This window comes from Pseudomonas sp. FSL R10-0399 (assembly GCF_009600165.1).
Classification (GTDB): Bacteria; Pseudomonadota; Gammaproteobacteria; order Pseudomonadales; family Pseudomonadaceae; genus Aquipseudomonas; species Aquipseudomonas helleri.
Map to the genome: position 1 here is coordinate 1 of NZ_WIWK01000012.1, position 21171 is coordinate 21171.

At 58.0% G+C, this 21171-nt stretch carries 15 protein-coding genes, 2 tRNA genes and 1 riboswitch; of the genes, 2 read left to right on the forward strand and 15 right to left on the reverse strand.

The genetic code is table 11. The features are described 5' to 3' along the window. Positions 1-2: 2 nt before the first annotated feature. From GHO41_RS05430 to ltaE, 6 genes are all read right to left on the reverse strand, one after another. A tRNA-Arg gene (locus GHO41_RS05430) sits at positions 3-76 on the reverse strand. A 107-nt stretch (positions 77-183) separates the two neighbouring features. Continuing rightward, a tRNA-Ser gene (locus GHO41_RS05435) sits at positions 184-274 on the reverse strand. Positions 275-335: 61 nt separating this feature from the next. After that, on the reverse strand, positions 336-524 hold the full coding sequence (gene csrA, locus GHO41_RS05440; RefSeq protein ID WP_003175645.1) for a carbon storage regulator CsrA: 189 nt from the start codon (positions 522-524) through the stop codon (positions 336-338). Positions 525-707: 183 nt separating this feature from the next. Continuing rightward, complete coding sequence (locus GHO41_RS05445) at positions 708-1943, reverse strand: aspartate kinase (protein WP_048367860.1); 1236 nt, start codon at positions 1941-1943, stop codon at positions 708-710. Between the two features lie 83 nt (positions 1944-2026). After that, on the reverse strand, positions 2027-4645 hold the full coding sequence (gene alaS, locus GHO41_RS05450) for an alanine--tRNA ligase (protein ID WP_153433121.1): 2619 nt from the start codon (positions 4643-4645) through the stop codon (positions 2027-2029). Positions 4646-4858: 213 nt separating this feature from the next. Next, positions 4859-5863: a low-specificity L-threonine aldolase gene (gene ltaE / locus GHO41_RS05455; RefSeq protein WP_153433122.1), complete on the reverse strand. Its 1005-nt coding sequence runs from the start codon at positions 5861-5863 to the stop codon at positions 4859-4861. A 158-nt stretch (positions 5864-6021) separates the two neighbouring features. Beyond that, positions 6022-6194: riboswitch (FMN riboswitch) on the forward strand. A gap of 106 nt (positions 6195-6300) precedes the next feature. On the opposite strand from ltaE, the gene GHO41_RS05460 reads away from it, so the two are divergent. Further along, on the forward strand, positions 6301-6795 hold the full coding sequence (locus tag GHO41_RS05460) for a 6,7-dimethyl-8-ribityllumazine synthase (RefSeq protein WP_048367866.1): 495 nt from the start codon (positions 6301-6303) through the stop codon (positions 6793-6795). Between the two features lie 82 nt (positions 6796-6877). On the opposite strand, the gene astE is transcribed toward GHO41_RS05460, so the two are convergent. From astE to GHO41_RS05495, 7 genes are all read right to left on the reverse strand, one after another. Then, positions 6878-7888, reverse strand: a complete 1011-nt coding sequence (gene astE, locus GHO41_RS05465) for a succinylglutamate desuccinylase (RefSeq protein ID WP_153433123.1) — start codon at positions 7886-7888, stop codon at positions 6878-6880. 13 nt (positions 7889-7901) lie between these two features. After that, a complete protein-coding gene (locus GHO41_RS05470; RefSeq protein ID WP_048367870.1) occupies positions 7902-8195 on the reverse strand; it encodes a hypothetical protein in 294 nt (97 codons plus the stop codon). 59 nt (positions 8196-8254) lie between these two features. Next, complete coding sequence (gene astB / locus GHO41_RS05475) at positions 8255-9601, reverse strand: N-succinylarginine dihydrolase (RefSeq protein WP_153433124.1); 1347 nt, start codon at positions 9599-9601, stop codon at positions 8255-8257. A 153-nt stretch (positions 9602-9754) separates the two neighbouring features. After that, on the reverse strand, positions 9755-11224 hold the full coding sequence (astD, locus tag GHO41_RS05480; protein ID WP_178110087.1) for a succinylglutamate-semialdehyde dehydrogenase: 1470 nt from the start codon (positions 11222-11224) through the stop codon (positions 9755-9757). After that, positions 11221-12258 (reverse strand): arginine N-succinyltransferase, encoded by a 1038-nt coding sequence (astA, locus tag GHO41_RS05485; protein ID WP_153433125.1) that lies wholly within the window; start codon positions 12256-12258, stop codon positions 11221-11223. Before astA ends, astD begins: the two co-directional genes overlap by 4 nt. A gap of 55 nt (positions 12259-12313) precedes the next feature. Further along, positions 12314-13333, reverse strand: a complete 1020-nt coding sequence (gene aruF / locus GHO41_RS05490; RefSeq protein WP_153330479.1) for an arginine/ornithine succinyltransferase subunit alpha — start codon at positions 13331-13333, stop codon at positions 12314-12316. 122 nt (positions 13334-13455) lie between these two features. Next, positions 13456-14673 (reverse strand): aspartate aminotransferase family protein, encoded by a 1218-nt coding sequence (locus tag GHO41_RS05495; protein WP_048367876.1) that lies wholly within the window; start codon positions 14671-14673, stop codon positions 13456-13458. Between the two features lie 397 nt (positions 14674-15070). On the opposite strand from GHO41_RS05495, the gene GHO41_RS05500 reads away from it, so the two are divergent. Further along, positions 15071-19240 (forward strand): leucine-rich repeat domain-containing protein, encoded by a 4170-nt coding sequence (locus GHO41_RS05500; RefSeq protein ID WP_153433126.1) that lies wholly within the window; start codon positions 15071-15073, stop codon positions 19238-19240. Between the two features lie 2 nt (positions 19241-19242). Here the strand turns inward: GHO41_RS05500 and argR are convergent, their stop codons facing one another. Together argR and GHO41_RS05510 are read right to left on the reverse strand one after the other, a co-directional pair. After that, entirely contained in the window at positions 19243-20232 is a 990-nt protein-coding gene (gene argR, locus GHO41_RS05505; protein ID WP_153433127.1) for a transcriptional regulator ArgR, read from the reverse strand. A 127-nt stretch (positions 20233-20359) separates the two neighbouring features. Then, positions 20360-21124 (reverse strand): ABC transporter ATP-binding protein, encoded by a 765-nt coding sequence (locus tag GHO41_RS05510; RefSeq protein WP_048367881.1) that lies wholly within the window; start codon positions 21122-21124, stop codon positions 20360-20362. Between the last annotated feature and the right edge of the window lie 47 nt (positions 21125-21171).

The window sequence follows — 21171 nt, forward strand, 5'->3', positions numbered from 1 at the left end:
GGTGCACTCGACAGGATTCGAACCTGTGACCGCTCGGTTCGTAGCCGAGTACTCTATCCAGCTGAGCTACGAGTGCATTTGAAGCTGCGTATTATAGACCGTTGAATCTCTCTGCCAAGTGTTTTTTTCAATAAATTCAACAACTTACTGAAGTGGCTAGATTCTAACGTGCTACATGAATAATGGCGGAGAAGGGGGGATTCGAACCCCCGACACCCTTTTGAGGTGTACTCCCTTAGCAGGGGAGCGCCTTCGGCCACTCGGCCACCTCTCCGCAACACGGGGCGTATAATAACCAGCCTTTTCCCCGTATGCAACTAAAAACTTAAATAAAATTAAAGACTTGGTTCCTCGTCCTTTTCTTTCTTGATCCGCAGGTAGATTTCCTCGCGGTGCACGGCCACTTCCTTGGGCGCATTCACACCAATTCGCACTTGGTTTCCTTTGACGCCGAGCACGGTCACAGTAATTTCACCATCGCCTATGATCAGGCTTTCTGCGCACCGGCGAGTCAGAATCAGCATACGTTTCTCCTCACACTTACATTCAGGGACAACAGTCTGCAAAAAAAAGGGCTTGGGCTTGCGGCTATATAGCGACAAAACCCTGCGCCCTTAGTATTGACCAACATGGCAAAAGATAAAGCCCTGTGCCACATCCATCAAAAAAACAAAGGGCGCGGGTTCACCGCGCCCTCTGGGCAACGCTTACTCGCCCTGCCGGGCAGGTGCGTCCAAATCAAAAGCCGTGTGCAGGGAACGCACCGCGAGCTCCAGGTACTTCTCTTCGATCACCACCGACACTTTGATCTCGGAGGTCGAGATCATCAGGATGTTGATGTTCTCTTTGGCCAGCGATTCGAACATGCGGCTGGCAACGCCTGCGTGCGAGCGCATGCCCACGCCGACAATCGACACCTTGGCAATGTTGGTATCGCCGACCACTTCACGGGCACCGATCTCGCGAGAGGTGTTTTCCAGGACCTCAAAAGCGGCCTGGTAGTCGTTACGGTGCACCGTAAAGGTGAAGTCGGTGGTGTTATCGTGCGCAACGTTCTGCACGATCATGTCGACTTCAATGTTGGCCGCGCTGATCGGGCCGAGGATTTTGAATGCAACACCCGGGGTATCTGGCACGCCACGGATGGTCAGCTTGGCTTCGTCGCGGTTGAAAGCGATGCCAGAAATGATCGGCTGTTCCATGGATTCCTCTTCATCGATAGTAATGAGGGTGCCCGGACCCTCTTTAAAGCTGTGCAATACGCGCAGCGGAACGTTGTACTTGCCAGCGAACTCAACGGCACGGATCTGCAACACCTTGGAGCCCAGGCTGGCCATTTCCAGCATTTCTTCGAAGGTGATCTTTTCCAGGCGCTGAGCCTTGGCCACAACCCGTGGGTCGGTGGTGTAGACGCCGTCAACATCGGTGTAGATCTGGCATTCGTCAGCCTTCAGGGCTGCCGCCAGCGCCACGCCGGTCGTGTCCGAGCCACCACGGCCCAAGGTGGTAATGTTGCCGTTTTCATCCACGCCCTGGAAACCAGCAACTACCACTACGCGCCCTTCCTTCAGGTCGGCGCGAATTTTCTGGTCGTCAATTTTCAGAATGCGGGCTTTGGTGTGCGAACTGTCGGTCAGGATGCGCACCTGGCTACCGGTGTAAGACACCGCTGGGACGCCGCGCTTATTCAGCGCCATGGCCAGCAAGCCAATGGTGACTTGCTCGCCGGTGGAGACAATCACGTCCAGCTCACGAGGCAACGGCTGATCGCTGATCTGTTTGGCCAGATCAATCAAACGGTTGGTCTCGCCGCTCATCGCAGACAGCACAATAACCAGGTCGTTGCCGGCTTCGCGAAACTTCTTAACTTTATCGGCGACCTGCTCGATTCTCTCGACAGTGCCGACCGAGGTGCCTCCAAATTTTTGTACGATCAAAGCCATTTCAAAGCAGCCTCAGCCCATAAAGGGCGCCCATTTATCATTCAAACGACGCGCCGCCACTAGACGACGGCGCGTACTGGACCTCAGATACCCTGCTCGACAAATGGCACAGTCAGGGCCAGCGCGGCGTCCAGGGCTGCGGCATCAACACCGCCGCCTTGCGCCATGTCCGGACGACCACCGCCCTTCCCGCCCACTGCTGCAGCGGCCTGCTTCATCAAATCACCGGCTTTGAGTTGGCCAGTCAGGTCTTTGGTCACGCCTGCAACCAGTACGACCTTATCTTCATGAACACTGCCGAGCAGGATCACTGCGCGGCCGAGCTTGTTCTTCAGCTGATCTACCAGCGCCAACAGCGCCTTGCCATCTTGACCGTCCAGGCGGGCGGCCAACACGTTCACGCCTTTTACATCGACTGCCGAGGATGACAGATCATCGCCCGCAGCGCTTGCGGCCTTGGCCTGCAATTGTTCCAGTTGTTTTTCCAGCTGGCGGTTACGCTCCAGCACGGCCGACAGTTTGTCGACCAGGTTGTCACGCGAGCCTTTAACCAGGCTTGCGGCTTCTTTGAGCTGCTCTTCGGCGGCGTTCAAGTAAGCCAGCGCCGCAGCGCCGGTGACCGCTTCAATACGACGAACGCCCGAGGCCACACCGCCTTCGCTGGTGATTTTCATCAGGCCGATGTCGCCGGTGCGCTGCGCGTGGATACCACCGCACAGCTCTACCGAGAAATCGCCGCCCATGCTCAGCACGCGCACGCTGTCGCCGTATTTCTCACCAAACAGCGCCATGGCGCCTTTTTGCTTGGCGGTTTCGATGTCGGTTTCTTCTGTCTCGACCGGGGTGTTCTTGCGAATCTCGGCGTTGACGATGTCTTCCAGTGCCTTGATCTGCTCAGGCTTGATGGCTTCAAAGTGGCTGAAGTCAAAACGCATGCGCTGACTGTCGACCAGCGAGCCCTTCTGCTGAACGTGCTCGCCCAGCACTTGGCGCAAGGCGGCGTGCAGCAAGTGAGTGGCCGAGTGGTTCAGCGACGTGGCGTGACGCACATCGGCATCTACGTGCGCTTCAACGGTTTCACCGACCTTCAGGCCATCTGCTGCCACAACGCCGTGGTGCAGGAACGCGCCGCCGGTTTTGGTGGTGTCACGCACGTCAAAACGCGCAGCACCGGCTTGCAGGTAACCGCAATCGCCAACCTGGCCACCGGATTCAGCGTAGAAAGGCGTGCGGTCGAGTACGACCACGCCCTCGTCGCCTTCATTGAGGCTGGTAACTGACTGGCCTTCTTTATAGAGGGCAATCACTTTGGCCGAGCTGTGGGTCGCGCCGTAGCCGATAAACTCGGTAGGCACGTCAACTTTAACCAGAGTGTTGTAGTCCAGACCGAACGAGCTGGCCGAACGCGCACGCACACGCTGGGCTTCCATTTCGCGTTCGAAGCCTTCTTCGTCCACGGTCAGGTTGCGCTCGCGGGCGATGTCGGCGGTCAGGTCCATCGGGAAGCCGTAGGTGTCATACAGCTTGAACACTACGTCGCCCGGCACCACGGTGCCTTTAAGCTCAGCCAGATCCTGCTCAAGGATTTTCAGGCCCTGCTCCAGGGTCTTGGAGAATTGCTCTTCTTCGGCTTTAAGTACGCGCTCGATGTTGGCCTGCTCGCGCACCAGCTCCGGGAAGCTCTCGCCCATCTCGGCCACAAGGGCCGCGACGATCTTGTAAAAGAAGTTACCGGTTGCGCCCAGCTTGTTGCCGTGACGGCAAGCGCGACGAATGATGCGACGCAGCACGTAGCCACGGCCTTCATTGGAAGGCAACACGCCATCAGCAATCAGGAAGCTGCACGAACGGATGTGGTCAGCCACGACTTTGAGCGACGCCTGGCCTTCGTTGGCGCAGCCGATCGCTTGGGCGGCGGCTTTCAACAGGCTCTGGAACAGGTCGATGTCGTAGTTGGAGTTCACGTGCTGCATCACCGCGCTGATCCGCTCCAGGCCCATGCCGGTGTCTACCGACGGCGCTGGCAATGGATGCAACACGCCGTCGGCGGTGCGGTTGAACTGCATGAAAACGTTGTTCCAGATCTCGATGTAACGGTCGCCGTCTTCCTCTGGCGAGCCCGGTGGGCCACCCCAGATCTCAGGGCCGTGATCGTAGAAAATCTCGGTGCAGGGGCCGCACGGGCCGGTATCGCCCATGGTCCAGAAGTTGTCGGACGCGTACGGCGCGCCTTTGTTGTCGCCAATGCGGATCATGCGCTCGGCCGGCACGCCCACGTCTTGGGTCCAGATGTCATAGGCTTCGTCATCGCTGGCGTACACCGTGACCCAGAGCTTTTCTTTAGGGAGCTTCAATACGCCGGTCAAAAAGGTCCAGGCGAAGTTGATCGCGTCTTTCTTGAAATAATCGCCAAAGCTGAAGTTGCCGAGCATTTCAAAGAAGGTGTGGTGACGTGCGGTGTAACCGACGTTTTCCAGGTCGCTGTTCTTACCACCGGCACGCACGCACTTCTGGCTGCTGGTTGCACGGGTGTAAGCACGTTTTTCTTGACCCAGGAAGCAGTCCTTGAACTGGTTCATCCCCGCGTTAGTGAACAGCAGGGTTGGGTCGTTATTCGGGACCAAGGAGCTCGAAGGGACACGGGTGTGACCTTGCTCCTCGAAGAAGCGAAGGAAGGCTTCACGGATTTCTGCGCTTTTCATAGGTTCTTCCACGGAGGCTGCGGCCAGAGGCAAATCATTGCTGTCAATTGATGGCTATTGCTCAGAAGCGGGACGGATCGGAACCCTTCCTGCCCAGGCAAACAATTCTCATCAATTGACAAATGACTCGCAAAGGGCCGCATTATATCGGCCCTTCGCCTTGGGTACAGTGTGTTTATACGATAGCTGCAAGCAATTGGACAGATTGCAAGCTTAATGACGGATAAAGTCGCGGAAAACCTCGATGGTTTGCTCGATTTGGCTGCGGCTGACGTCCATGTGGGTCACCATGCGCAAGCGCGGCGCGGCACTGAGCTTGATGCCCCGCTCCCCCGCAAAGGCTTTAAGTGCTGCCGCCTGCCCATCAACTTGCACGTAAACCATGTTGGTCTGTACCGGCTCAACGCGATAACCGGCCTCACGCAGGCCATCGGCCAGCCGTTGCGCATTGGCATGGTCATCTGCCAGGCGCGCCACTTGATGGTCCAGCGCATATAAGCCCGCCGCGGCCAGTTGCCCGGCCTGGCGCATGCCGCCACCCACCATTTTGCGCAGGCGCCGGGCCTTACCAATCAATTCAACGGTGCCGCACAGCACAGAACCCACCGGCGCGCCCAAGCCCTTGGACAAACACACCGACACCGAATCGAAATGCCGGGCAATTTCGCTCGCATCCACCCCCAGCTTCACCGCCGCGTTGTACAACCGCGCGCCGTCCAGGTGCAGCGCCAGGCCGTGTTCGCGGGTCAAGCGGCTGGCCTGCGCCAGATACTCGACCGGCAGCACCTTGCCCTGCATGGTGTTTTCCAGGGCCAGCAAGCGGGTGCGGGCAAAGTGAAAGTCGTCAGGCTTGATTGCCGCCGCCACCTGTTGCAAATCCAGCGAGCCGTCGGCCTGCACCTCCAGCGGTTGTGGCTGAATAGAGCCCAATACGGCCGCACCGCCGCCTTCGTACTTATAAGTGTGCGCCTGCTGCCCCACGATGTATTCGTCACCACGCCCGCAATGCGCCATCAGCGCCAGCAAGTTGCTCATGGTGCCGGTGGGCACAAACAGTGCTTGTGCAAACCCCAGGCGCGAGGCGAGCTCAGACTCCAGCTTGTTTACCGTCGGGTCTTCACCGTATACATCGTCGCCCAGCGGCGCGCTCGCCATGGCGTCACGCATGCCAGTGCTGGGTTGGGTTACGGTGTCGCTGCGCAGATCGATAACACTCATGCAAAAGTCCTCGGCCGTCGGCTCATCAAAGAAATCCTTGTGGCGCAAGAATAGCCTTATACAGGCATCAGAAAATACGATGGCTATTAGCAAAAAGCAGCGATGCATCTTTGAAACATTTGTGATACAAAATGCCCGCTGCCCTGAAACACGGGCGGCAACGTTCTCAGGGCGGGGTGTAACTCCCCACCGGCGGTAATTACGCGCAATGCGTATAGCCCGCGAGCGCTTGGCGCATCAGACAGCTTGTAGGCTGATGATGGGGCAAGGTCAGCAGACCCGGTGTGATCCCGGGGCCGACGGTCATAGTCCGGATGAAGAGAGAACGGGATTGGCGCCAAAGGGCCGTTAACCAGAGGGGGACTCCCCGCCTGCACGTACCCTTAAATCCCATTCGATTCATATGCCCTGTTTTTCACACAAACAGGAGTCAGAACATGCAACCTACCGCTATTCACCACAACGAACGCGTCGCTTTCATCCAGGCCAGCTGGCACAAAGAGATCGTCGATCAGAGCCGTAAAGGCTTCCTGGCCGAGATGCTCGAGCAGGGCTATCAGGAAAGTGACATCGACTTCTTTGAAGTCGGCGGTGCGTTCGAAATCCCGCTGCACGCCAAACTGCTGGCCAAGACTGGCCGCTACGCCGGTATCGTCGGTGCCGCACTGGTGGTCGACGGTGGCATTTATCGTCACGATTTCGTGGCTCAGTCCGTGGTCAGCGGCCTGATGCAAGTGCAGTTGGAAACTGAAGTGCCGGTGTTCTCGGTCAGCCTGACCCCGCACCACTTCCACGCGGGCGAAGAGCACCAGAAGTTTTTCTTCGACCACTTCGTGCACAAAGGTCAGGAAGCGGCGAAAACCTGCGTAGACACCCTGCAGAAAATCCGCGCTATCAAGCGTCTGGACAGCCAGCAAAAGCGCGCGGTGTAACTAATTGCCCATGTAGGAGCGAGCTTGCCTCGCGATCTTTTGATCTTCAAAAAGATCGCGAGGCAAGCTCGCTCCTACAGCTTCAAGCAAACGCTGTTGCTTTCACCGGTTTGATGATGATCCCCGCCCGCAGGCCGTTCTTGACCTTGGGGTTGGGAAAGATGATCCGCGCGCCCTCTTCCTCGATGACCCAGCGGGTTTTTGGCGTGTCTTGCGCCAGCAAATAACCTTTGGGCAACTCAGAAAAATTCTCGATTTCCGGCGGCAAGTGCAGCAGGAACGCGTCGCTGTGCTTGATCACTTCTCGCGCCACGCTGAATATCTGCAAGCCGTCCAGCGACGCGCCTTCCAGCGACGGCTCAGTGCCTTCGATAATCTGCTGCAAGCGCAATTCCAGACGCTCGACGTTAACCCCGTCGTTGTGCCCAAACGGCCTGGCCTTGCCCAGCTCCAGGGTAAACGCCTCGGCACCCAACTGATCGTAGGTGTAAGCGCTGAACACAATGGAAGGTTTGTTCTGCAACAGCACCGCTTCCATGCCAGCGGCCCGCAGGCGCGCCAGTTGATCGCGGGAATGTTTGCGCCCCTCTTTGTAGGGGTACAAGGCGAATTGCTCAATCTTGGAACCGCGAATGGCCGTGTGCAGGTCGAAATGCAAACGGGTACGCTCGGGGGCATTGAAAAACGTCTCGGCCAGGTGTTCAAGCTCGCAGGCACGCAGGGCTTCTGGCCCGCTGCTGCTTTCATGGCGGCCGTTAAACAGACGATTGAGGTCTTCTTCGACAAACCGTGCGCCCGTGCGCATGGCGCCCGGGTTGCCGAACAAAAACAGAATGCGCGCTCGCGGCTTGATCTCACCGCGAGCAATGGCATGGATCAGGCGATCGAGCAATTCGATCGGCGCTGTTTCATTACCGTGGATACCGGCCGACAGCAGCACGTCCATGCCGTTGTCGCGCGCCTCAGGGGGGCGCACCTCAAGCGCGCCCTCGGCCAGCCAGCGCAAACGCACGCCATCGACAGTCAGTTGAGTTTTCTGGGCCGGTTCACGTCCGGTCAAGGTCAGTTCAAGCAGTTTGCCGAGAGCGAGCATAGGGCATCCTTAATCAGTGATTGCAGTCCGGGCCGTGCACGTGACCGTCTTCGCCATCTTCGTCACTCATGTCAGCCGGTTCCATTTCCAGTTGCAGACTAACAAGGTTAGTGGCCAATGGGCGCAACAACAGGTTGGCGTATTCAGCGTCGCCCTCTTCTACGTCTACACCAATCAGCAACTGGCCACGGCCGTCTTGCTGGATCCACAGCTCTTTACCCTGCCACAGGACCGCGACGCGGGTGCAGGAGGTTTGCAGTTGCGTGCCGTCGGTGTCTTCAAGGATCAGCTGCAGGGAATCGCTCATAATTTCGCTCTCATTGGAAAATCAGGTGGCGCGTGCGCAACAGGCAAACACGCGCAGGGTCAATTGATCTGAAACGGATAAACCGAGCCCAGTTTAAGGATTTGCGTCAGTTCATCCAGTGCCGTCCGGCATTCAAGCAGCAATTGCGGGTCTGCCAGGTCGCTTTCGCGCAAGGCATCGCGGTAGTGCTTGTTCACCCAGCCGGTCAGCGTGTCGTACAGCGGGGCCGACATGATAACCCCAGGGTTGACCGCCGCCAGCTCTGTTTCGTTAAGCGCCACCCGCAAGCGCAGGCACGCCGGGCCACCGCCGTTCTGCATGCTCTGCTTGAGATCAAACACCTTCACTTCGCGGATCGGCCCGCCAGCGCTGGTCAGGCCTTGCAGGTAGCTCCACACACGCGGATTGGCGCGGCACTCTTCGGGCACGATCAGCAGCATCGAACCATCGGCACGGCTGAGCAGTTGGCTGTTGAACAGGTAAGAACGCACTGCGTCATCGACGGTCACTTGATCGCGCGGCACGCTGATGGACTCAAACGTGGCTCCGCGCGCGGCCAGCTTGCGACGCAGCTCGTCGAGCATGGCTTCGGTATTGAGGAAGGCATCCTGGTGATGGAACAGCAGCTCGCCATTACCCACCGCGATCACGTCGTTATGGAACACGCCCTGGTCGATCACCGCCGGGTTTTGCTGGGCAAACACCACGCCCTCCTCGCTCAAACCATGCAGACGCGCCACGGCTTGTGAAGCTTCGAGGGTTTGGCGTGCCGGGTACTTTTGCGGCGCGGGGTAACGGCTGTCGAACGCACTGCGCCCGTAGACAAAAAACTCGACCCCGGCCTCGCCGTAGTCACGGCAAAAGCGTGTGTGATTGGCGGCGCCTTCATCACCAAACTGCGCCACTGCCGGCAAGGCCGCGTGGTGCGCGAAGTGCTGCTGATCGGCAAACATCGCGCCCAGCACGCGGCTGGTGGTCGGGTGCTCGATGCTGCGGTGGAACTTGCAATTGAGGTTGGCAGCGGTGAAATGCACACGGCCATCGGCGGTGTCTGCGCTTGGGCTGACCGTGGCGGCGTTGGCCACCCACATGCTGGAGGCCGAGCAACTGGCAACCAGCAACGGCATGGCGTCTTTGGCAGCACGCTCAATCACTTGTGCGTCAGTACCGCTAAAGCCCAGGCTGCGCAAGGCGGCGACATCCGGGCGCTCTTGCGGCGCCAGCACGCCCTGGACAAAGCCCATGTCCATCAGCGCTTTCATTTTTTCCAGGCCTTGCAGCGCGGCTTCCTTGGGGTTGGACGCCTGCTGGCTGTTGCTCTGGGACGCGACATTGCCAAACGACAAACCGCCGTAGTTATGGGTCGGCCCCACTAGACCGTCAAAGTTGACTTCAAAGGATTTCATCGGTGAGGCTCCGGCAAACGGTGGTAATAGACAAGGTAGAGCACTTGACCTGTGGGAGCGGGCTTGCTCGCGATGACATCAACGCGGCTTAACCGTAAAACCGCGCAGCCTGCATCGCGAGCAAGCCCGCTCCCACAGTGACGACATGGGGCCTTAAGACAATCGCACGCCCGGGGTCAGGGCGGCGGGCAGCGCCAGGGTCGGGGTTTCCAGTGACGCGACCGGGTAAGCGCAATAGTCAGCGGCGTAATACGCACTGGCACGGTGGTTGCCGGACGCGCCGACACCGCCAAACGGTGCGCTGCTGGCGGCGCCCGTGAGTTGCTTGTTCCAGTTCACAATCCCGGCCCGGCTCTCAAGCCAGAACTGCTGGTAGCGCGCTTCGGAGTCCGAGAGCAAACCTGCGGCCAAACCGAACGCGGTGTTGTTGGCCTCGGCAATCGCCGCGTCAAAATCGCTGTAACGAAACACTTGCAGCAACGGCCCGAACAGCTCTTCGTCCGAGCGCTCACTCACGTCCGTCACATCAATAATGCCCGGCGTGAGCAACGCCGCCGTGGTGCTTGGCTGGGTCATGCGCAGCAAGACCTGCGCCCCGCTGTCGATCAGCAGCGTCTGTGCGGCCAGAAGATCTCGCGCCGCTGACAACGAAATCACCGAGCCCATGAACGGTGCCGGTTGCTGGTCAAACGCCCCCACTTCAATGTCTTTGCTGACCTCGACCAGACGCTCAAGCAGGCGGTCGCCCCACGCGCCTTGCGGCACCAGCAAACGCCGCGCACAGGTGCAACGTTGGCCAGCCGAAATAAAGGCCGACTGAATAATCGTGTACACCGCGGCGTCCAGGTCTGCCACCTGATCGACCACCAGCGCGTTATTGCCGCCCATTTCCAGGGCCAGGATTTTGTCCGGGCGCCCGGCGAACTGTTGATGCAAGCTGTTACCGGTACGGCTGGAGCCGGTGAAGAACAACCCGTCGATGCCTGCATGAGCGGCCAACGCGACACCGGTCTTGCGCGCACCTTGCAACAGGTTCAGCACGCCCGCCGGCAAACCGGCTTCGATCCAGCACTTGACCGTCAGCTCAGCGACTTTAGGGGTCAGCTCGCTCGGCTTGAACACCACGCTGTTACCCGCCAGCAACGCCGGGACGATATGCCCGTTAGGCAAGTGACCCGGAAAGTTGTACGGGCCGAACACCGCAACCACGCCGTGGGGCTTGTGGCGCAGCACCGCCGTGGCATCGCCCAGCGGGCCGCTTTTTTCGCCGGTGCGCTCACGGTAGCTTTGTACCGAGATTGCCACCTTGTTGATCATGCTGGTGACTTCGGTGGCCGACTCCCACAGCGGCTTGCCGGTTTCTTCACCGATGCAGCGGGCCAGTTCATCGGCGTGGGTTTTCAGGCTCGCGGCGAAGGCTTCGAGCACCGTCAGGCGCTCTTCGAAAGACCGTTTGGCCCAGGCCGGAAACGCCTGACGCGCAGCTTTGACTGCTTCGCTCACCTGCTCGGCATTGGCCGCGTGGCCCGTCCACAGCACCTGCTGGGTGACCGGATTCAGCGACTCGATGATTTCGCCCTGACCGTTCTGCCAGGCGCCTGCGATATACAACGTGCTCATTATTTGGACTCCCGCGACGTGGCTGGCTGGGCAGATAACGGGACGGCGCGCACCTGGTCGCCTGCACTCAGCTGCAGACGCTTGGCGGTCAGTTTGTCGACCACTAACGTGCCCGCCGCCAAACGTGCCGGGGCGGCAGTAATGCGGCACTCTTCGCGTTTGCGGTTATGAATCAGGTACGCCGGGGCGTCATCGCCCGGTGTGCCGATGGCCAGCACCAGCGCCTCACTGTCACGCACCGCGCGAATCTTGGTGGTTTCGCATTCCACCGCCGGGCCCGCGTCGAAAATATCGACGTAACCCTGATAACTGAAGCCTTCGCTTTTGAGCATGTTCAACGCAGGTTCGGTGTCGGTATGCACCTTGCCGATCACGGCGCGGGCGCTTTCGGACAAGAAGCAGGTGTACACCGGAAACTTGGGCATCAGCTCGGCAATAAAGGCTTTGTTGCCCACGCCGGTCAGGTAATCGGCCTGGCTGAATTCCATTTTGAAAAAGTGTCGACCCAGGCTTTCCCAGAAAGGCGAGCGGCCGTTCTCATCTGACATGCCGCGCATTTCGGCAATGATCTTGTTGCCAAACAGATCGGGGAACTCAGCGATAAACAGCATCCGCGCCTTGGCCAGCATGCGGCCGTTAAGGCCATTGCGGTGATCGGCACTGAGGAACAACGAGCACAGCTCAGAGTTGCCCGTCAGGTCGTTGGCCAGGAACAGGGTCGGGATTTCGCGGTATATGTTCAGTTCCTGGGAGGCGCTGACGGTCAGGCCAACCCGGAAGTTGTACCAAGGCTCACGCAGGCCGACGGCACCGGCAATGGCCGAAATCCCCACCACTTTGCCGTCGTCGTTTTCGAGCACGAACAGGTAGTCGGCATCGGCGCGTTCAGCTTCGCCACGAAAGGTTTTTTCAGCCCAACTGACACGGTGCAACAGGCGCTGCTCATTGGCCGGCAAGGTGGTCAGGCCGGTGCCCGTGCTGCGGGCCAGTTCAATCAGGGCCGTTAAATCACTACTGCGTACAGGACGAACGATCATGCTATCTCCTTAAACAGGGCTCGCGGGCGAACCCCGTGACACTCGCTCAAACGCGTTAAACCGCAACCACTCGTACGCTGACGCCTTCGCCAACGCCGAGCGCTTCGGCCGCTTCCAGATCCAGCGTGACCGGCTTGCCCGGCGCCCAGTCGAGCTCCAGCAAGACGGCGCGGTAGTCCTGTAACTGGGTATTGGCCACCAGGTACGGGCGACCGCCCCCGCGAATCGGCTCACCGATCTTGACCGGCACCACGCGGCTTTGAGCAATCGAGCGGATGCCCGAGACCCGCGCATGCAGGGTCGGGCCGCCGTCGAAAATGTCGATGTAATGATCGGTTTCAAAACCTTCACGCATCAAAATGTCGAAGGTGATTTGCGCACGCGGGTGCACCTGGCCCATGGCTTCCTGGGCAGTGTCGGGCAACAGCGGCACGTAAATCGGGTAATGCGGCATCAGCTCGGCGAGGAAGGTGCGGCTTTTCAGCCCGCACAGGCGCTCGGCGGCGGCGTAGTTCAAGTCGAAAAAGTTGCGGCCGATGGCGTCCCAAAACGGCGAGTCGCCGTTTTCATCGCTGTAGCCGACGATCTCGGTGACCACCGAATCGGCGAAGCGCTCCGGGTGGTTGGCCACAAACAGCAGGCGGCCTCGGGAGTTGAGTTCGGACCAGGCCGTGCCCACCAGATCCGGGACCACGTAAAAGCTGGTCAGCAGGCTGTTGCCGGTCAGATCGTGACACTGCGACAGCACGTGGATCTTGTTGTGGATCTTCAGTTCGCGCGAGGCGTGAACGAAGGTCTCGTTACGAAAACTGTAAAAAGGCTCGGAGTACCCGGCCGACGCGACGATGGCCGAACAGCCCACCAGCTTGCCTGCGGTGGTGTCTTCAAGGACGAAGAAGTAACTTTCTTCGCCATTGAAGCTGACTTCAGCGGCAAACGAGGCTTCGGAGGCGGCGATCTTGTCGCGCAGACGGTCGAGGTCGTCCGGCAATGAAGTGACACCAATCGGGCTGTCCGCAGCCAGACGCTGTACCTCGCTCAGGTCAGCCATTTGCGCGGGGCGCATCACCAGCATGGTGTCACTCCTTAATCCAGAAAATAAAAAATGGGGCCCTGTGGGGGCGAGCCTGTCTCACAGTCTTTTAAAAGATTAAAAGATCGCGAGGCGAGCTCGCTCCTACAGGGTTATGGCGTGGATCAGGCGGTCAGGTGTTTGATGGCACGCTCAAAACGATCCAGGCCTTCGGTGATGTCTGCTTCTTCAACCACCAGGCTTGGGGCGAAACGCACCACGTCCGGGCCGGCTTGCAGGATCATCAGGTTTTCTTTTTCAGCCGCATTGAATATGTCTTTGGCGCGGCCTTTCCAGGCATCGCTCAAGACGCAGCCCAGCAACAGGCCCAAACCACGCACTTGGGTGAATACGCCGTACTGCTGGCCGATTTGTTCAAGGCGGGTTTTGAACAGTTGATGCTTAGCCTCAACGCCCTGCAATACGTCCGGGGTGTTGATCACGTCGAACACGGCATTGCCCACCGCGCACGCCAGCGGGTTGCCGCCGTAGGTGGTGCCGTGAGTGCCGACGACGAGGTGCTTGGCCAGGTCTTCGGTGGTCAACATGGCCGCGATCGGGAAACCGCCGCCCAGGCTTTTGGCGCTGGTGAGGATGTCCGGGGTCACGCCGTAGTGCTGGTAGGCAAACAGGTGGCCGGTACGGCCCATGCCCGTTTGCACTTCGTCAAACACCAGCAAGGCATTGTGCTGGTCGCACAGTTCGCGCGCGCCTTGCAGGTAAGCCTGCTCGGCTGGCAATACGCCGCCTTCGCCCTGGATGGGCTCCAGTACCACGGCACAGGTTTTGTCGGAGATCGCCGCTTTGAGCGCGTCGAGGTCGTTGAACGGGATGTGCGTGATGCCGGTGATTTTTGGACCGAAACCGTCCGAGTACTTCGACTGCCCGCCCACGTTGACGGTGAACAGCGTACGGCCGTGGAAGCTGTTGAGGGCCGCGATGATTTCGTATTTCTCATCACCGAAACGGTCGAACGCCACGCGACGGGCCAGCTTGAAGGCAGCCTCGTTGGCTTCGGCGCCGGAGTTACAGAAGAACACGCGCTCAGCGAAGGTGGCGTCTACCAGCTTTTTAGCCAGGCGCAAGGCAGGCTCGTTGGTGAACACGTTAGACACGTGCCACAGGTTGTTGGCCTGCTCGGTCAGTGCGCCTACGAGCGCCGGGTGGGCGTGGCCCAACACGTTAACCGCGATGCCGCCTGCGAAGTCGATGAGTTCGCGCCCCGACTGATCCCAGACTCGGGAACCGGCGCCACGCACAGGAATGAAAGCAGCAGGTGCGTAGTTCGGAACCATGACCTGATCGAAATCGGCGCGTTGCACCGGGGCTTGCTCAACGGACATCGGAGTCTCCTGATGAGAAACGCCTGCCTAAAATGGCGAGCGATGGGGGGATTGTAAGGACAGATGGTGATGCGGCCTTGCCGCCAAGCGACAACTTCTTATAGCGCCAAACCCCGGCTTAACCGGGTTTATAGCAATGCGACATATTGCGTCGCAAAGACGCAGTTTAAACGCTGAGCGCGCCAAACGGCAGCACGACATCAGGTTGATTTATGCCGTGCCTGGCAGGGCGATCCAGCACCTGCGGCCAAACGCTTGAGCGGGGGCTATTTATTTATTGCAACGGGGCATATTTACGATACCTCTGCCCCCTCTTCCAGCAGGTATTTGCGCTTTTTAAAAACGCTGCGGCGGCTGATCTTAATCGCTCTAATTCATTGATTAATCAGGTGCTTTCATGCCCAACAGCGATCTAGAACATCTGCCCGCACAGCCACCGCTCACGCAAAACACACCCCCTAGAGAGGCGCACTTTCTGTCCCATCATGCCCAGATCACCCACACGCTACCTCAGTGGTTAACACGGGCGCCCTCTCACAAACAGCAAGCACTCAAGGCTCTCAGGCCTAAACCGACGCACTGGCCGAAAGGGCTTTCGATCTCACAGCAAAACGCCCTTGATCACGCGCACATTAATAGCTGGAAAACCCACCAGGATGCTGAGCAGGAACTTGAAAACCTCAAAGATGTTTACGCCTTCGCCGAACCGTTGCTCTTACAAGCGCTGGTCGAGCGCTTTCAGGTGGACCCAGCGCTCAATCTGAAAAACACCTTCATCAACCTCTACCTCCCCCTGACAATACCGTTGTTGGGCCTTAAAACCGGGGCATCTAAAAACTGGCGCGTATCCATGCTGGATGCCGCCCTGCATAACTTTGAGGCTTTTGAAGCACAGCCAGACGCTCACTCACCTGATTCCGGATTTATTACTCGCCCAAGCGCAGGCGGGCAATACCAGATCATGGATACGCTGACCCGACAAGTGCCGATCCCGGCTTTCATCACGCTGTGCCGCCAGCTGGATATCGGCAAACTGTACAAGGCTCATCTGGACAATGAGCTGATCCTTTGTGAGCCTGACAAAGCACTGCGTATCAAAACAGCTGTTCGCCAGCACTTGAGAACGGCGCTTGTCGCGGCATCGCATCAAGCGCTCGCACACAAACAGATCACACAAAACATCCATGATGCGCTTTGCAATCCTGCCCAGGCGCCGGGCTGGACGAACCAGAACCCACCGACACTTTATCCTCACAGCATGACGCTACTGGGCAGCGCGCTGACCGGGGTGTTGGTTTTTTCTACCCAAACGGCCCCTGCGTCACTGCAAGGAGAGGTCATCGCCTACCTCCCTGACGACCCGCAGCAGCCTGTAAAGCGTCACGCTTCAATGACCGCTTTCGCCAGTGACCTGGCAATAAAATTACGCGATGACAGCTACCAGCAATACTTCAGTCGTTTTATTGACCACAAGGAACTAGAGCCGTTTTTAACGACCCTCAGGAGCAAACTTTTCATTACCCAGATCGACCCGGCACAAGTGCCTAAAGGAGAAGGACGGCCTGAAGACTTCCCTCTTGTTATTCGATCAAGCCTTATTGAGCATCCTGTTCTCAATTTCACGCTGCTCAACATCTATCAGGACTATAGCGAATACCTGTTCATTCAAAAGCGACGAAAGTTGCTTGAAGATGCCCCCTTGCTGGCTGTCAGTACCGATACGGAAGATCAGAAAACACGCCATGATCGCCAGCAACGCCTGAAAAAAATCGGTGAGTGGGCCGTCAACGTCATTGAGATTGTGGGCTCTTTTTTCATCCCGGCTCTGGGTGAGTTGATGATGCTGCAAATGGCGTATCAGATCCTTGATGACACCTACGAGGGCATCAGGGACTGGACACAGGGCAAAACCATTGAGGCCTGGGACCATTTATTCAACGTTCTGTCCAGCACCGTCCAAATTGCAACCCTGAGCATTGGTAGCAAAATAATCGCTGACGCCCTCAAACCCACGCCCTCTTTCGTCAAGGGTTTAAAACCCGTCACACGCCATACGGGTGAAAAGCGCCTGTGGGATCCGGACCTGACGCCTTACCAACATCCGACAGAACTGCCCTCCAGCACGCCCGCCAACGACCTCGGGTTAATGCTGCATGAAGACGCACAGTTTCTATCTCTCGAAGACCGCACTTACCGCGTTGAACAAGAACCCCAAACACTGCGATACCGCATCAAGCATCCTTCTCGAACACAGGCCTACTCGCCACGATTGCGGCATAACGGGTCAGGTGCCTGGACAGTCGAAACAGAGCAACCGCTCAATTGGGACGATTTGAGACTGTTCAAACGCTTGAACCGAACCGCAGCCTCTTTCTCTGACATCACCGCCTCACGCCTTTTGGCCATCACTCAGACCGATACGGCTGCGCTGCGCAGCCTGCATGTCGATGGGCTACCCACACCCGGCTTGCTTGCCGACAGCATCCAACGCTTCAAAATTGACCAGGACCTGCAGTATTTCATCGAGCACATGCAAAGCCGTGACCCTTTGGTTCAGCAACTGGCAGACCCTCAAACCCAGTTGCAACTGTTAATCAGTGATGAGATGTGGAGCGCGTCCAAAAACTTACGGGTCGTCAATGAACACGGTGAAACCGTGGTGCACTATCCTTCCGAGTTCTCTACAGCCGAGCACATTGAAATCACAGATGAGCAGGTACGAGGGGGCCAATTACTGAAAACCGTCCTCCAGGCACTGGATGAAAAAGACATAAAGCACCTGCTCGGTGTTAGTCCTGCGATGGCCGACCCGCTACCTAATCCCACCGAACAAATGACCCGGCTCTGCAACCGACTGGCACGCCTGGCACACAGTAAGCGCAACGACTTGTTCGCATCACGTTATGCCTCGTTGCAAAACAGCGCTAATGCAGAGGTCAAATTGCTGCAGACGAGCTTTGCGCAACTGCCGACACCGGCAGCGCAAGAACTGATCTGGAATGCCCAGGGCGATGAAATCCTGCAACTGCTTAATGAGCGAATCATCCCCGAACGCCTGCAAGAGCTCGCACTCGAACAGGTCTACGAATCAAGGGTCAACCGCGCCTTCGAAGGCCTTTTTCTCGACTCTACGCATAGCGCAGACAGCGAGTGGCTCACGCTGAAAACGATTGAATCGCTACCTGGCTGGTCAGACAACCTGCGCCTTGAAATTCGCGACGCCAGCTTTGACGGCCCACTGCTCAACAGCCTTGGAGACGAGCAAGCCCCGATACGCAAAGTGTTGATCAAGTCACAAAACCTCTATAGCGCACGGGATGCGCAGGGCCTGGAGCTGCATGGGCCAGATGATCTGTATGCGGCTTTATTGCACGCACTGCCGGATGCAGAGCGTGCTCAATTGGGATTTCCCCATACTTACCAGGGTAAAGCCCTGAAAGCCGCTGTACGCGAGCATCCTCTGCTGCAACGTCAACTCGTCAGAGCACGCGTAGAACCCTCGCGCACTGCGCTAGATATAAACCCAGAGGCCCGCCCACGACTCAAAGCCACCGCTTACCCTTTATTAGGTGCCGACGCCCCAGGCCAGCCACCCAGCGCACTCGAGCGCCGCGTGAACGAGCTTTACCCCAGCCTGAATCGGCAAGAGCGGCTAAGAGTCATTCGTCACCTGCCCGCTAACCCGGCCGCGGCAGATCAAACCTTGACCGATCTGGGACAATCACTGGAAAGGCTGCGTGATGATTTGGAAGTGTGGACTGTCGACGCACCCGCAACTAACCAGCGAACCGGCGAGTTAATACCGCCAGTTGCAAGAATGGCGATTGTTCAAGACCGACGTGCATTCAGCAGAGAACTCGAAAGATGCTGGCGCAGACAAACAGCGTTCGACAATCACTACGCAGACCCTACCCGAGATGGTTTTGAGCTGACGTTTACACGAACAATATTAGATAACATGCCGAGTATTGATGCCGACTTCAGCCACGTAACTTACCTGTCCTTGAGAGGATCCGGCCCCGTTACTGGCGTTAACGAGTTCTTGCAAAACTTCCCAAGATTACGCGTATTGAAACTTCAAGGCTTTGCTCTTGATGCAGTGCCAGAGTCGCTGCCCTCAATGCAGAACTTAACTGAGTTGTATCTCGAAGACAGCAACATCACGCTCACCCCCACAGCAGCCCAGGCCTTATCCGGACTGGAAAACCTGGAACACATCGATCTTGATGGCAACCCGCTTAACCTCACGCCTGACTTCAGCAATATGCAACACTTGAATTCAGTGTTCCTGAGCAACACTGAACTCAGCGAGTTCCCCACATCCCTTTTGGGGTTGCCCGAAATTGAAACGATAGATCTGAGTGACAATCTCATCATTGATTTACCGTCAGAACTTTACGAGGCCCCGGCATTTATCACCGAAGCGCTCGACTTGGCAGGAAACCCCTTGTCCGAAGCGAGCCTGAACCAGGCGCACCTATATTTCAGTCAGACCGGTATTGATATGAATCTTACATTCGACGATCTGGAGCCCATCGCTGTCGATGTCGTCGAACCTGAACAGTAGCTTCAGCCTCGCTCAGCAGGCACCGAGGACAATTCGAACGGGCTGCTGCTGCGGCGCTGGTTGCGGTCTTCGCGGGGCGTGGCACCGAAGAAGTTGCGGTAGGCGCTGGAGAAATGCGGCCCCGAGGAGAACCCGCACGACAAGCCGATCTGGATGATCGATTTGCTGGTTTGCATCAACATCTGACGCGCCTTGTTCAAGCGCAGCTCCAGGTAGTACTGGCTAGGGACGCGATTGAGGTACTGCTTGAAGATGCGCTCCAGCTGCCGACGGGAGACGCACACATGCTGGGCGATTTCATCCGTGGTCAGCGGCTCTTCAATGTTGGCTTCCATCAGCAAAACGGCTTGGGTCAGTTTCGGGTGGCTGGAACCCAAACGGTTTTGCAAGGGAATGCGCTGGCGCTCACCGCCTTCTCGGATTCGCTCAACCACCAGCTCTTCAGACACCGCGCCCGCCAGCTCGGCACCGTGGTCGCGGGCCAGCAAGGCGAGCAACAGGTCCAGTACCGACATGCCACCACAGGCGCTCAAGCGATCACGGTCCCAGTCAAACAAGTGGCTGGTGGCAATCACCTTGGGGAAGCGCTCAGCGAAGTCATCCTGCCAGCGCCAGTGCACGGCTGCGCGGTAGCCATCGAGCAAGCCCAGTTGTGCCAGCGGGTACACCCCGGCCGACAACCCGCCGATCACGCACCCGGCACGTACCAATTGCTTGAGTGCACTGCTGAGTGCCGGAGCAATGGCGGCGGGCGGCTCATCGGCCACCAAAAACAACTTCTGACACCCCTCAAGCTTCCCGACCCACGGCTCACCGGGTAATTGCCAACCCCCTGCCACGACGTCGGTCGGTGCTTCTGCCTGCAGAAACACCAGTTCGTAAGCCACTTCGGGGTGCACCCGTTGGGCGACCCGCAAGGCCTCCTCGGCCAGCGCCAGCGTCAATGCTTTGGTGCTGGGCCAAATCAGGAAACCTATTCGATGGGCAGTCATGGCATGCAGTCCGAAACGTAAACAGTGTTAATGCCGAAGGTGGCAACAACCAAGCTAGATCCGCCACCGCTTTTTCCGGGAAGCATGCACTAAATTGGTGCAAAAAGCAGTCTCACAATCCATTAAATTACTTGAGGCTGCCCGACAAGAACTGCTGCAAGCGTTCGCACTGCGGGTTCACCAGCACTTCACGCGGGTTACCGCTTTCTTCAACCACGCCTTTGTGCAGGAACACCAACTGGTTGGACACTTCGCGGGCAAAGCCCATTTCGTGAGTCACCACCACCATGGTCCGGCCTTCCAGGGCGAGGTCTTGCATGACCTTCAATACGTCACCGACCAGCTCCGGGTCCAGCGCCGAGGTCGGCTCGTCAAACAGCATGACCTCTGGCTCCACCGCCAACGCACGGGCAATCGCCACACGCTGCTGCTCACCCCCGGACATATGCCCAGGGTAGGCGTCTTTACGATGGGACACACCGACCTGGTTGAGGTAGTGCTCGGCTTTTTCCCGCGCTTCGACCTTGGACATGCCCAGTACGTGCACGGGCGCTTCCATGATGTTTTCCAGCGCGGTCATGTGCGACCACAGGTTGAAATGCTGGAACACCATCGACAGGCGCGAACGCATGCGCTGCAACTGTTTAGGGTCTGCCGCTACCAGGGCGCCGTCTTTTTTGGCAACCAGTTTGAGCTCTTCGTTGTTGAGCAAAATCTTGCCGGCATGCGGCTGCTCAAGCAGGTTGATGCAACGCAAAAAGGTACTTTTGCCTGAACCGCTGGAACCGATGATGCTGATTACATCACCTGCCTTTGCAGCCAGAGATACGCCTTTCAGCACCTCGTGACTGCCGTAGCGCTTATGCAGGTCTTGGACTTCAAGTTTGTACATGCTGTCGGTTCTCACAAAAACAGTGGGTCAGACGTTGAGCGCGGCTC